Below are 14,044 nucleotides of genomic sequence, written 5' to 3'. Positions count from 1 at the left end.
GCGTTGTTGCACAGCACGATTTTCCTCCCATCATCCCGTGGTTTATACGACATTGTTACGTGGATACCAAATCGTCATTGCGAGCGAATGAAATGAGCGTGGCAATGACGGAAAAATTGATCCACGCAACAACGCCAGTTTTTCCTTACAATGATCTTTCGAAATTATGGCTGGGTTAAAGTTACAGTAATAGTATCTTGATAATTACCAACATTAGCAAGAGGTTGAGCAGGCAGGCTTGCATATATAGTATAATTTCTAGTAACCGGTCCAAGGGCAAGCAAATAGCTATCTTGAATTGTTACTGTACTACTTGTTCCATTACCAAGTATTTGACTATGAGCAGCATCTTTATATAAATTATAGGTTAGCTTATTACTGCCGTTAAGCATATTTCTCGGATTATAAATATTTGCTGAACCGGTACTAAATTTTAAGGTATAGCTCACAATTAATGAAATTAAAGCACTACAAGTGACTGAAGCCGTAACTGAAGTAGTTTTGCTAGACGACGTACTAACATTACCAAATCCCACAGTTGGTACAGATACGCTACACGTTGCCATGGTTTGACCTGATAAAGCTAAACTAATTAAACACACTGCAACCAAATATCTTATTCGCATACTATCTCACCTAAATCAATTATCGGATCATTTAAATCTTTATTAACGGGTAAACTAAAATGGCAACATTTACTATTTTCTACATTTTCATTACAGATAGAACCATTTAATACTTCAAGATTTTTTATATCATTTATATAAACTTTTCCATTGTAACCAACAAATAATTGCTCATCTACTCCTTCAATAGTGACAGTGCTATCAAGAGGCATGAAATGTTTATTGCTATCAAATACTGTCATTTCCACACTTCTAACAATTTTAATACCAAAGTCTAATTTTACTGCCGATTTCGTTTTTGGTGCAATATTTAATGCAATATCGGAAAACTCTGCATTAAGAGGTAGTTTTTCATCATCTAATCTTATTTCAGATGGAATATAAGGGGTTACGTTTGGAATAAGTATTTTACCTTTATCATCTGTATAACCAACTAGTTGATTATTATTGTACACTCCAACATCTTTCATATCGCTTACCTTAACTAAGGCAATACCTCCGGTAATTGGTCTTGTCATATAATAATTCTTATCAATAGAGACCACGCTACCTTGAATATTGAACTGTTTAGTTGTTGATGCATCATTTTTATACAAATAGAGTCCATATCATTATGTTCACCATTACGATTAACTTGTACATTATAATTTGTAGATTTAGCTTTAATTAAGTTAGCACTATACCCCCAGCCCATATTTGAGCTAATCGGTGATGAAAAGCCAAGCTGTTTGATATGGTAATTATTTTGATATGAATATTTATTAACCCACCAATTAAATACCTGACTTAAGAGGCATATTTAACATCATCGGCTTGGAACAATTTTTGTATATGTTTAGGATTGTTCTGTAAGCAACGTAAATAAGATTTAAGATTGTATTTTAACTCATCTTTTGTAAGAGGTATATGTTTTCTATTTACATTTCTTTTTAAGTCATTATTTAAGTATTCATCTGGATTATGTTGTGGAGTATAAGGAGGCAAAAAAAACAAAGAAATTTTATCTTTATGCTTATTTGTCCAGCTGTATACTTTTTTACTATGATGTACTTTTAAATTGTCTAATATTAAAAAGATCTTCCTTCTTGCAGATTTCACTAATCTTCTTAGAAATTCTATAAATATATCTGTTTTTAGTGTATCTTCATATAACATGAACCTTAGTTTACCATTGTTCGTAACAGTTGATATCATATTTATAGTAAATCGTTTTGATTTATGAATAACTACGGGTGTTTTGCCTTTTAAAGAATAGCTCTGTAACACCTGACATTCTGATTTTATACCCACTTCATCACACCAGTGTATTTCAGCTTGTTCCATTTGTGCTTGTTTTACTATTGCGGGATATTCTTCATCTAGCCATACTTGAACTTGTTTTGGCTGTTGCTCATAAGCTAATTTCTTTGGTTTTTGTGCAGTATATCCCCATCTTCTTAAATATTCTCCAATCGTACTTAATGGCAAAAAGAAACCACAGCATTTTTTAATCAGGGCATTAATAGCTTTTCTTGACCATAGTGCAGATTTGATATTGTGATCTTCTGGTCTAGAGTGATTTATATAATCTTGTATTTTTTTACCCAGCATTTCATTTATTATTCTTTTCTCTCCTGTCTTTCTTCCTCTAGACTTGCCAGTTATTGCATATTTATCACCTCTTCTTCTTTTGTTAACCCAGTTACTAATAGTCTGACGTGTTACTCCTATAAGATTTGATACATCTGATTGTTTTTCTCCTTTATCAATTGCTCTTAATGCAACTTTTCTTAAAGCTGCTTGTGCACTCGTTGATAATGTCCTAAAATCTTCTTTTTTTAGCATTATTTCATTCTAACATTATATTTTAGTATTTGCAACTATTATGTCAGGTATTTAATTGGTGGGTTAATAGCACTAATCCATCAGGAACAATTAACGTTAATACTGGTTTAACAGCAGGAACTGTAACCTTTAACGCAGGTAATGCAATATAATGGTACCCAAAAACTGGACTACTAAAATGCTAGAATGAGATATAATTTTCAGATACAAAAGAGAAATTATATGTCCAAAAAAGCAAAACAATATAGTGCAGCAGAAAAAACAAAGATAGTTTTAGAAACAATAAAAGCTGAAATGACAATAGCTCAAATTAGTAGCAAATATGGAGTTCATCCGACACAAATACAAGCATGGAAGAAAAGAGGTATAGAAAATTTAATTAGTGGTTTTCAAATTAAGCCACAATCTAAGGATCCAGATCATCAGGATTTAATAAAACAATTGTATGAACAAATAGGCCAGTTAACTGTTGAACGTGACTGGTTGAAAAAAAAATCTACATTGTTTGGACTTGGCAATTAGAAAAAATATGGTAGATAAAGAGTGTAGTAATCTAAGTATCGCTAGGCAATGTACTCTACTGTTTATTAACAAATCTAGCTATTATTACAAGCCACAAGGCTTAACCCAAAAAGACTTAAAAATAATGCAAGTGATTGATGAAATATACACACAGCATCCTTACTTTGGAGCAAGAAGAATGTCTGAGCACCTTGTACCATTGGGCATCACAATTGGTCGCAAGGCAGTAAGTCGTTATTATAGAATAATGGCTATTGAAGCTATCTATCCTAAAATGAACTTAAGTAAGCGCAATCAAGCTCATAAAATATATCCATATCTTTTAAAAGGAGTTGAAATTATTAAAGTAAATCAGGTATGGAGTACAGATATCACTTATATTAGAATGGCACAAGGATTTGTATATTTGGTAGCAATTATTGATTGGTTTAGTCGTTATATTGTGAGCTGGAAGGTGTCTATTAGTTTAGAAAGTGACTTTTGTATTGATGCACTTGAAGAAGCAATAATAAAATATGGTCAGCCTGAAATCTTTAATACAGATCAAGGTTCTCAATTTACATCAAAAGATTTTACAGATAAACTAATTAAACGTGAAATCAAAATCAGTATGGATGGTAAAGGCAGAGCCCTAGATAATGTATTTATAGAAAGATTTTGGCGTTCATTAAAACAAGAAAAAATATATTTGATGGTTTTAAATACTGTCAAGGAGGCAAAAAATGCTATAACTGATTACATAAATTTTTATAATAGAAAAAGAATGCACCAGTCATTAGAATATCTCACTCCAGAACAGGTGTATTCTACAAAAATTATTGAGTAAAATTATAATACAATTTATATCTCATAAATCTTAATTTTTAGTCTAGACAAATTGGGCCACCTCACTTTAACAGATAATACATCTGCACTAACGTTACTAGATAGGATTAATTTTGATGGCAGCATAACAAATGAAGCAGATGCCGGAAATGGTCAATTAATATTCGAAAAAGATGGAACAATTACAGGTGGAGTAACAGGTAATAGTTTAGCTGAAATCGTATTTAATGGCATTGATACTATAGGCGGTAATGTAAATGCAACAACCTTAACAGTTAATGCTGGGGCAGATGCCACAATAGCAGGGGCTACAACAGTTAATGCATTTTATGATGGAGCAGGTAAATTAACATCTACAGGGAATTTTACAGGTGGGGTAGATTTCAAAGGTAAAGGTGGAACATTTACTTTAGGTGACGGCTTTAGTATAGAGGGAATTGTAACAAGCACTGGCAGTGTAGCTGGTACTTTAAATTTTACCTATAATGGTAGAGTAGCTCAAAATATAGGTACTGATGCCGAAAATAGCCCAGCTACTATAAATATACAAGGTGATAATACATCAAAGGTAGTTCTGAAAAATAATGTATTTGCTGAAAATATCAATTTTATAAATGGTGGAAGAATTCAGCTTAGCGGAAATCTAACAACGCCTAATCTTGATTTTAAAACAAATGGCGGTATTTTAGAATTTAGCGGTAATGGTCAATATATCCTAGATGCTATTATAAATGGCAATAATGGCGTATTAAATGTTTTAACTACATTAACGGCTACCAATATAGGTACGCTTAAAACAATTAATATAGGAAACAATTTAGCCTCACAAATTTTTACTATTAAAGAAAATAATCCTAATGTTACTCTTCTAAGTGTAGCAAATAATAGTATTAACTTTAACAATGCAAATTCAGAATTAGTAATATCTGCTCCAGTAGAACAAACTACTAAATTTGCCGCTAGCTTAGCAGGATTTACCGGTGGCGGTGGTACCGTCTCTTTAGATGGTAGTACTGCAAAATTAACAGTAAGTGGTCAAAATGGAGCAACACTTGGCACAGATGGTAATGCACTTACTGCTTTAAATATTATTGGTAACGTTACAATTAGTGATAATTTAGACGTTCATAATGCCAATAAGTTAAATATTAAAGCTGGAGCAAATCTTACTGATCAAAGCCTAACATCAGCTTTAATTCAAAATATAATTATAGGTGAAGCAGGAGCAAATGGAGCAGCTACTTACGGCTTAGATGCAGAAAGTAAAGATTTTGCTTTAAATAGTGCGAAAATGACATTTGCTAATCCAGATTCTGCTTTAAATCTTCAAAATAGTTCAAATACTACTGATAGAACCATCACTTTAACAGGAATTTTAAGTCCAGGCGGTGATCAGTTTGGTAAAGTACAACTAACAACCGGAAATAATAAGTTAACAATTGATAATGGTGGTAATGCTAATTATACACTTGGCGTTAATGGTCAAAGGTTAAAAGAATTAGATTTTATCAGCACTGGTAATGGTACTATAGATTTAAATGTCGGTATATTTGTTGATAAGATATCGCTTGGTGTTAATACAATAGAATTAGGAGAAGTAAATGCTGATGTGTATTTCACAAAAGGTACAATTTATTCAGCAACAGGTAATATAAACGGCAAGGTAGATTTTCAAGGTAATGCAGGCACAATAAATCTTGCTGATGGGGTAAATATTAATGGAACTGTAACAAGCACTGGTATTCAGAATGGTACATTAACTTTCCTAGGTGCAGGACAAGTTACCGATTTAATTACTAATATAGCTATGCTAAAAGCTGGAGCAGGTGATGTATCTTTAACTGCTGGCGGTAATTACTCTATCGGTGAAATTCAAGGTAACGGAAATAATAATATAACTTTTGCAGCAGGCACTAATTTAACTGTAGGCATTAACACAAGCGGCGGTCAGGCTGTAAATTTAGTCTTTACAAATGGTGGTAGTGTTAGCGGCAGCATAGGTTCAAGTGCGGTAGTCGGTAATATTACAGTGCAAGCAGGTAGTGTAAGTTTTGGCAACACTGTTAACAGTGGCAAGGTTATTCTATTAAATGGTGCTACTATAGAGGTTAAGAATAATTTAACTGCTACTGATATTTCTAGCGATAATGCTAATAGCGGTACTTTAAAATTAAATAACCCAGCACCTATTAATATAACATCTACTATTGGGGCTAATAATTCTCTTAATACTATAGAAGTAGCAAATAGCGATGCTATAATTTCAGGTGGTTTAAATGCTCAAAACATTAACTTTTCTAATGCAAACAACCCAGCAACTTTAACTTTAAATGCAGCAAGTAATGTTACAAACGTTACTACAGCAGGAAATAATACTCATACAATAGCAGTAACCGACTTTACAGCAAATGGTGCAATAGGTACTGATACTAATAAATTAAAATCAATAGAGTTACTAGGCAATGGCTTAGTCAATATTAATACTGATAAGTTCTATTCAGGCGTAACTACTGCTAATAACGGACAGGGTAATGTAAAACTTAATATTGATGGTGCTAGTAGTTATGATTTAGGTAGCAGCGGTAAAAGTTTAGCAAGCGTTCAGTTTAGTGGTAATAATACTATCAAAGGTGATCTATATGCTGGCAATGTTAATATTGATGCAGGTAAAACTGTTAATTTTGATCGTGGAACTAATAATACAAATCCTAAGACTTTAAACCTCCCTAACGCCATAGTAGATGGTACACCGCTACCTCGTTCACTTCAATTATTTACTTATTTAACCGATGTTGCGGCAAGTAATTTTAATTTTGCAGATTCTACTTCGTCTGCAGAATTCAAAGACGCTGTTTTAGTAAATGCCCCAATTAATAATGGTGGTACTATAAAATTTGATCAAAATGTTTGGTTCAAAGAAGAAGTTAAAAATGTACAACGATTAGAATTTTCACCTAACACATCTGTTATACTTGAGAAAAATATACAAGCAGGTACTTTAATAGCTGATAAAGCAAAATTAATTTTAACAGCTAACTCAGTGCTGGAGGATGACCTAAACGTAACAGATGCCATTTTAGATTTAGCAAATTATGAATTAAAACATACGGGAAATGTTACACATAATGGCACATTAAATATTATCACATATTTTGATACGACATTAAAAACAGGTGGACATATATTAGTTGATCAGGATTCAAGTTATGATATGTCCAACATAAATAAAATAATAATCAATGTAGTATCCAGATCAGATACAACTAAAATTACAAAAGGTGATAAGCATCAAATAGTTACTCTTAATGAGGGAGCAACTTTCTCTCCTTATCCTAACAGCGACGTAACTATTAATTCTAGCGATACAGGAAATAAATGGAAAAATTGGGTTAGTGATGGTACTGGATTTGCATTAGTTGCAGAAGATGGCGGTGACGGTGGTGACGGCGGAGATGGAGGCGATGGAGGTGATGGCGGTAACGGTGGAGATGGAGGTAATGGCTCTGGCGGTTTTGATCCATCTGTAATAAATCCTATAACCAATCCTGTAGCTAGCGGTATAGCAACACAATTAGCTAATAATGTTAAGGATTCCGACACTACTAGTAGTGCTGCTCAATTAAAGAAAGATCTAGAAGCTATGCCTACAAATACCATGATTGAAACGTTAGATCGTTTAGGTCATAGAGTAAATATTACAGAAGTTAGTGAAGGAGTCGGAGAATTTACTAATATGGAACTCCAAAATATATTAACCGATGTTGCTATAAACATGGATAATTTAACCTCAGAAGGAATTTTTGGACGATTAGAAGAATTAGGAGACGAAACTGGACTAAGCGGACTAAATGAACCAAATTCAACTCTTAAAAATAATAATACTAGCGGTAGAAGACGTACTATTAATAGAACTCAAGCCGCAACTGCTGCTGGTGATGAAGATAATATCGGTACTGGCGTTTGGGGTGTACCATTCTATGGCATCGCAACGCAAAAATCTAAAAATGGTGCAAGTGGTTATAAATCCAACACTGGCGGTGGTATAATAGGAATTGATTATGCGTTCGATAATTCTATAGTACTTGGTGCTGCTTATACTAGAGCAGAGAGTAAATTACGCCACAAGAATACTAAAGCTGGTGATAAAACTAAAGCTACAAGTAATATATTCTCTGTTTACGGGCTTTATAACTGGCTACAAAATAACTTATTTGCTGAGTTTATAGGTTCTCGTATGGTACAAGTAGAATAAAAAATAAGGAAAAACGTATTACTTCTACAGGTAATCAAACTGCTATAGGACAATTTACCAATAGTTTTTATAGTGGTGAATTACTTGGAGGTTATAATTATATTATACCTAACTCTAACCTTACAACTCTAACTCCTATGCTTGGAATTCGTTATGCTACATTTAAAAATAGCAGCTATAACGAAAACAATACTACTTTCCAAAATTTATCAGTTAGAAGAAATTCATATAATAAATTTGAGGGGATAATTGGATTAAAAGGTACAACTAATTTCCTTGTAGAAAATATAATACTAAAACCTGAGTTACATGGCTTTATAAATTATAACTTTAACCATAAATCACCTAATATCAACGCATATCTTGATGGAAATGACGAGCTGCTTACAACAATTGGATTTAAACCAGCAAAAATTCTTTATAATGTAGGTTGTGGTGTTTCAACTAGATATAATATGTTAGAACTAGGTATTAGATATAACCTATCTCTTGCAAAGAAATATATTGCTAACCAAGGTTCTTTAAAAATTAAAGTAAATTTATAGATTAATATTGACTTCCTCACATAATCTCACATAATCTCACATAGTAGCTATGTGAGATTATAAATGAGCCTGCAAAATTTTCGTATTCATAAAAGACTAAGTTTAAATCCTGAAACAGTTGAAGAAATATATGCAATAATTTCTGAAGTCGAGGGCGTAAAAAATAGTTGGCAAATTACTAAGCAACTTTTGCCTCAAACAATAGAGCGTTTGACTCGCTGTGTAATTATAACCTCTACAGGTTCTTCTAACCGTATTGAAGGAAATAAACTTACCGATAATCAAGTAGAAAATCTTTATAAAAATTTAGATGTTCAAAAATTTAAAACACGTGATGAGCAGGAAATAGCAGGAAATAGCAGGAAATAGCAGGAAATAGCAGGATACTTACAATGCCTTGAATTGATTTTTAATAATTATGATGAAATACATATTACAAAGTCATTTATATTAAAACTACATAATGATATGTTAATTTATAGCGATAAAGATATACGTCATAAAGGTAATTATAAATTTGCATCAAATCGTGTAGAAGCAAAAGACCATGATGGTAATATAGTGGGTGTGATATTTGAACCGACACCACCATATTTAGTTAAAAAAGAAATGCAAGAGCTAATAGATTGGTATAATTTAGCTGTTAAAGATAAAGCTAAACATCCACTCATACTTATTGCTAATTTTATTTTTGAGTATTTAGCAATTCATCCATTTCAAGATGGTAATGGGCGGACAAGTAGATTATTAACAAATTTATTACTTTTAAAACATGGTTATTTATTTACTCAAATCGTCTCTCATGAGCGTATTATTGAAGAAAATAAAGTAGATTATTATAAGGCACTTAATAAAACACAAAGTCATTGGAAAAAGGAAGCAGAGGATATTACAGCTTGGTTAAAGTTTTTCTTAAATGTAGTTAAATTACAAAGCACTAAAGCTTTACAAATAATTAAAGAGGATAATATAGAGTATTTATTATCGGAAAAACAATTATTATTATGGAATTGGATTAACAAAGAAAATAAAGAGTTTAGTCGAAAAGATGCTGTAAGTGCATTAAATTTTCCAGAAAGAACAGTTGAGTCTATTATAAAAAAATTAGTTGATTTAAAACGTTTAAAATCTATTGGTCAAGGAAAAGCCACACGTTATAAGCTTAAGTAAATACGTATAAAAGACTAAGTTTAAATCCTGAAACAGTTGAAGCTATATTAAGTTAAATATTTGCGTTATGTTATTGTAAATAAATAGATTTCCGTAACGTCCCCACTATATTACAGTATTTAATATATTTGTAAGCTCTTCATTCTTATATTCCTTTCTTAAGTGACTAATAAGAGTTTGCTTTTTCATTTGGTTTTTAGATTCTTGTAAAATACGCCTAATAGAAGCAGCTACGGGAATATATTCAATCAAATGTCTACCAAAGATTTTTCTTCTTTCTTCTGCATCCCCATCAAGGAACACCCTACCCGCTCCGGTAATATGTACATCACTATTTTGGATTTCAATAAACTGAAAAAGTTGCAAAGCTCCTAAAATGCTAAAGAAATTATCAGATGATATATTTAACGACTTAGCTAAGGTAGCAAGGCTAGCCTGACCGCTATATGGCTTAGATATCAAAATTTCCATCATTCGTTCCATATTATAAGGCTCGGCAGCATGAATCGACATAATATCAGCACTGTTAGATTTTAAATTAATCTTCATCAAATCGTAAATTTTATTTACAAGACAAGTGAATTCTTTACTCAAACGATCACGTGGATGCGGCAAAGTAACAGGGATTTCTGCTATAATCTTACCGGGATTTGAAGATAATACCATAACTCTATCACATAAAAATATGGCTTCTTCTATATTATGCGTTACTAATAATATAGATTTTAATGATATAGTTTTTTCTGACCATAAATCTAATAAATCTGTTTTTAATGCTTGACCGGTTAAAATATCCAAAGCAGAAAACGCTTCATCCATAAGTAAAATCTCAGGTTCAACTGCAAGCGATCTTGCAATCCCTACACGCTGTTTCATACCTCCTGAAATTTCTTTTGGGTAATTATGTTCATATCCGCTAAGCCCTATTATATTTAAAGCGTTTATGGCTTTTTTTCTTACTTCGTCTGATGGTAAATTTTTTGCTTTTAAGCCAAGTTCAATATTTTCAAGTACTGTAAGCCACGGGAAAAGAGCAAAATTTTGAAATACCATAGAAATTTCCTCTATTGGTTCTTCAATTTTTTTGCTATTAAATATTACTTCCCCACTTGTAGGGGGTACTAATGCCGATAATATCCGCAGTAAAGTAGATTTACCTGAACCAGATTTACCAAGCAACCCAACAATTTCTTTTTCATAAAGAGTAAAATTAATATTGTCCAAAATTTTAACTTCATTACCTGACGGAGCAATAAAACTTTTATTTATTTCCTTTAAAATCAATATTTCTTTATTGGTCATAGGATTATTTCTATTAATTAGGTAACTTCAAAATCGTCATTGCGAGAAGAAACTGAAAGTTTCGACGAAGCAATCTCATTAAGCATCCTGAGATTGCCACGTCGCTTCACTCCTCGCAATGACGTGGTATAAAACAACATCTAACTTAACTTACTCTTACTTACCGACAAATTATATAACGGACGCCATACCAAACGGCTTATAACTATAACATATAGAGACATTACCACTACCCCAATAGCTACTCGGCTGTAATCACTAGCATTTGTAATATACGAACCAAGACCAATTGCAGAAATACGCACATTTCCCCAAGATACTATTTCTGCTACTATACTTGCATTCCAAGCTCCTCCATAAGCTGTTATAACGCCAGTAACTATATGAGGGAAAATTCCAGGTAATATAATATTTTTCCACCATAGCCATCCTTTAACACGAAATATATTAGCTGATTCTTTTAAATCAGCAGGAAATGCCGAAGTTCCAGCTATAACATTAAAGAGAATATACCATTGAGTGCCAAGTATCATAAGAAAACTCAAAGCTATGTTGGGATTGAGATTATAGTGCGAAATAAAAATAACCACGAAAGGAAATAAAAAATTAGCAGGAAATGCTGAAGCAATCTGTATTACAGGCATCATTTTTTCGGTATAGCTACTATTTAATCCGATAAATACACCGATAGGTACCCATATAATAATAGCTAAAATGACCATAGCAATTACTCTTAGTAGAGTAAAAAAGCCTAATTTTATTACTAATAAAAACTCCGATAAACTAATTGCTGTTTTAGCAAAGCCATAGTATTTATTTGCAGCATATATTGCTAAACAAGCTAAACACCCATACCATAGGATAGCTATAAGTAAATTTGGTATTGGTTTTATAAAAATAATATAGAGCTTAGATAAAAGATTTGAGATAATTTTGGTTATATTATTAATAAAAAAATTACATGGTATGAATATAATAGAGATAATTTTTGCTATATATTATGGTGATAAAATTTGTCTTTTTAAATAAATCCACAACCATGGATTTAGGTGTACAAGCTTTTACTATATTCTCATAACGAAATTTATCTGCCCACACAATTAACGGACGAAATATAATTTGATCATATAATATAATTACTATAAACATAGTGATTACAGAATAGATTATAGAAATTATATCTTTCTCATATATCGCTTTAGCTATATACGAACCAATACCAGGTACACTAATTGTATTCCCGCCTATTACTACAGTCTCTGATGCTACGAGAAAAAACCAACCACCAGACATCGACATCATGCTATTCCAAATTAGCCCTTGTGTGGCAAAAGGCAATTCAAGCTTTAAAAATTTTTTCAGCGGTGAAAGTTTAAATATATTACTTGCTTCGACTAAATCATTCGGGATAGTTTTAAGTGATTGGTAAAAGCTAAAGGCTATATTAGGCACTTGGTTAGTAAATGTAGCAAATATTACCGCACATTCTATACCTAAACTACTATTTGGAAATATTGATACAAACCATGTAACAGTAAATGTTAAAAAGCCTAATATCGGTACAGATTGAAAGATATCTAATATTGGTATTAAAATATTTTCTGCTGTTTTATATTTTGCGGCAATAGTCCCGTATATTATAGCAGTTATCAGCGAAATAATAATCGCTATAAACATTCGTAATGTAGTTTGCAGCGTATATTCTAATAAATGGATTGGATCTAAATATATTTCGTTTTTTGCAATAGCCACAATGGATGAATCCATTTCATGCAGCCCCTTACCTATTGCAAATATAATCCCGCATATAATCAATATTATACATAGATCCCAAATGTTAAACGAGCCTCTATGAAAATTGTTTTTATATATATGCATGTGCTTTGCTTTGAAAATTAGAAAACGTCATTGCGAGAAGAAACTGCAAGTTTTGTACGTACGCAATCTCAGGATGCTTAACGAGATTGCCACGGCGATGCTACGTATCTCCTCGCAATGACGACAAAAAACACTTTACTCCAAACGTTCAATATATGTAATAGCCTTATTAAGATCATATTGATTAACTGCGAAAGGACCACGGAAAGGTTTATCTAATATAAATAATAAGAAAATCATAGAACCGGAGGTTATACAAACTAACATGACTGAAATTTTATGCAAGTAGACCCTAATCCCAAGCATACAAACAAAAATTAGGTTAATAGTAGTCATAATAAATACGACTACCCAATATTGAACATTTAAGGAAAAATAAGACATTTTAATCCTATTATACCTGATGGTATAAAGCTCTTTGATCTCTTTAACTATTTCTTTTTTAATAAATAATTGCATCTGATCATTTACTTTATAATCTTTAAGACGACTAGTAATATCTTGCAGAAAACTAAGTGCTTCATGACCGATTTTTTTACCATCCCTCATTAACTGCCATTCACGCCCTATTACATCTTGTGCATAATTTTTAATATCTGCATAAATTGCAGGCTTCATCTCGTGGGGAAGCCAACTAACACTATCTGCAAGCCTCATTAATATTGTAGATTCGGTTGCCACTACTTCTTGAGCTTTATTAAAATTACCAAGCAGATATATTAATACAAAACCGGTTGATACTGCATACATGCTTCCTACTACACCTGATAAAAATCCTCCAAGGCTGCCTAATTCTTCTCTTTGGAAATTAGTTGGGATGATATATTTAGAGAGATATAAGCATATACTGCAAAACCCCATTAAAATAATGTTGATTATAAGAAATAAGACAATATTAGGAATGTTATAAATAAAATCAATTATCTGTTCAGGCATAGAATAATATTTATGTTTGTATCATTTTAAATAATTAGCTGCTATACAATGTCATTCCCGCAAAAGCGGGAATCCAGCATAAAGCGAGATAAATCGAGCTTTTATTTTAAAAAATTTACTGTATTTAGACTTTTTTCCTAGATTCCCGCTTTTGCACAGTAGTG

General features: G+C 32.1%; 12 protein-coding genes and 1 pseudogene. 6 read left to right on the top strand and 7 right to left on the bottom strand.

Annotated elements, in window-relative coordinates; translation table 11 throughout:
* Window positions 1–164 precede the first annotated feature (164 nt).
* From AAGD54_RS04500 to AAGD54_RS04490, 3 genes are all read right to left on the bottom strand, one after another.
* Window positions 165–626 (bottom strand): spore coat protein U domain-containing protein, encoded by a 462-nt coding sequence (locus AAGD54_RS04500; RefSeq protein ID WP_410526053.1) that lies wholly within the window; start codon window positions 624–626, stop codon window positions 165–167.
* Entirely contained in the window at window positions 617–1,171 is a 555-nt protein-coding gene (locus AAGD54_RS04495; RefSeq protein WP_341795125.1) for a fimbria/pilus outer membrane usher protein, read from the bottom strand. Before AAGD54_RS04495 ends, AAGD54_RS04500 begins: the two co-directional genes overlap by 10 nt.
* 241 nt (window positions 1,172–1,412) lie before the next feature.
* Window positions 1,413–2,450 carry an IS630 family transposase gene (locus AAGD54_RS04490; protein WP_341794233.1) on the bottom strand — a complete coding sequence of 346 codons (1,038 nt, stop codon included), beginning with the start codon at window positions 2,448–2,450 and terminating at the stop codon, window positions 1,413–1,415.
* 29 nt (window positions 2,451–2,479) lie between these two features.
* On the opposite strand from AAGD54_RS04490, the gene AAGD54_RS04485 reads away from it, so the two are divergent.
* From AAGD54_RS04485 to AAGD54_RS04455, 6 genes and pseudogenes are all read left to right on the top strand, one after another.
* Window positions 2,480–2,602 (top strand): hypothetical protein, encoded by a 123-nt coding sequence (locus AAGD54_RS04485; protein ID WP_341795124.1) that lies wholly within the window; start codon window positions 2,480–2,482, stop codon window positions 2,600–2,602.
* Window positions 2,603–2,672: 70 nt separating this feature from the next.
* A complete protein-coding gene (locus tag AAGD54_RS04480) occupies window positions 2,673–2,972 on the top strand; it encodes a transposase (RefSeq protein ID WP_341794311.1) in 300 nt (99 codons plus the stop codon).
* 7 nt (window positions 2,973–2,979) lie between these two features.
* Window positions 2,980–3,798 (top strand): IS3 family transposase, encoded by an 819-nt coding sequence (locus tag AAGD54_RS04475; RefSeq protein WP_341794310.1) that lies wholly within the window; start codon window positions 2,980–2,982, stop codon window positions 3,796–3,798.
* Window positions 3,799–4,878: 1,080 nt separating this feature from the next.
* Window positions 4,879–8,594 (top strand): annotated as a pseudogene (locus AAGD54_RS04470) (autotransporter domain-containing protein); the annotation flags it as partial.
* A 63-nt stretch (window positions 8,595–8,657) separates the two neighbouring features.
* A complete protein-coding gene (locus tag AAGD54_RS04460) occupies window positions 8,658–8,963 on the top strand; it encodes a hypothetical protein (protein ID WP_341795122.1) in 306 nt (101 codons plus the stop codon).
* A gap of 99 nt (window positions 8,964–9,062) precedes the next feature.
* A complete protein-coding gene (locus AAGD54_RS04455) occupies window positions 9,063–9,764 on the top strand; it encodes a Fic family protein (protein WP_341795121.1) in 702 nt (233 codons plus the stop codon).
* A gap of 105 nt (window positions 9,765–9,869) precedes the next feature.
* Here the strand turns inward: AAGD54_RS04455 and AAGD54_RS04450 are convergent, their stop codons facing one another.
* The 4 genes from AAGD54_RS04450 to AAGD54_RS04435 form a co-directional block, all read right to left on the bottom strand.
* A complete protein-coding gene (locus AAGD54_RS04450) occupies window positions 9,870–11,066 on the bottom strand; it encodes a nitrate/sulfonate/bicarbonate ABC transporter ATP-binding protein (RefSeq protein WP_341795120.1) in 1,197 nt (398 codons plus the stop codon).
* A gap of 140 nt (window positions 11,067–11,206) precedes the next feature.
* Complete coding sequence (locus tag AAGD54_RS04445; RefSeq protein WP_341795181.1) at window positions 11,207–11,710, bottom strand: ABC transporter permease subunit; 504 nt, start codon at window positions 11,708–11,710, stop codon at window positions 11,207–11,209.
* Between the two features lie 313 nt (window positions 11,711–12,023).
* Window positions 12,024–12,833 (bottom strand): ABC transporter permease subunit, encoded by an 810-nt coding sequence (locus AAGD54_RS04440; protein ID WP_341795119.1) that lies wholly within the window; start codon window positions 12,831–12,833, stop codon window positions 12,024–12,026.
* 246 nt (window positions 12,834–13,079) lie between these two features.
* The gene (locus AAGD54_RS04435) at window positions 13,080–13,805 is read right to left on the bottom strand and encodes a hypothetical protein (protein WP_341795180.1); all 726 of its coding nucleotides are present in this window, start codon (window positions 13,803–13,805) and stop codon (window positions 13,080–13,082) included.
* Between the last annotated feature and the right edge of the window lie 239 nt (window positions 13,806–14,044).

Source organism: Rickettsia endosymbiont of Rhinocyllus conicus (genome assembly GCF_964026465.1).
GTDB lineage: Bacteria > Pseudomonadota > Alphaproteobacteria > Rickettsiales > Rickettsiaceae > Rickettsia.
This window is presented reverse-complemented; position numbering and strand designations above follow the sequence as displayed.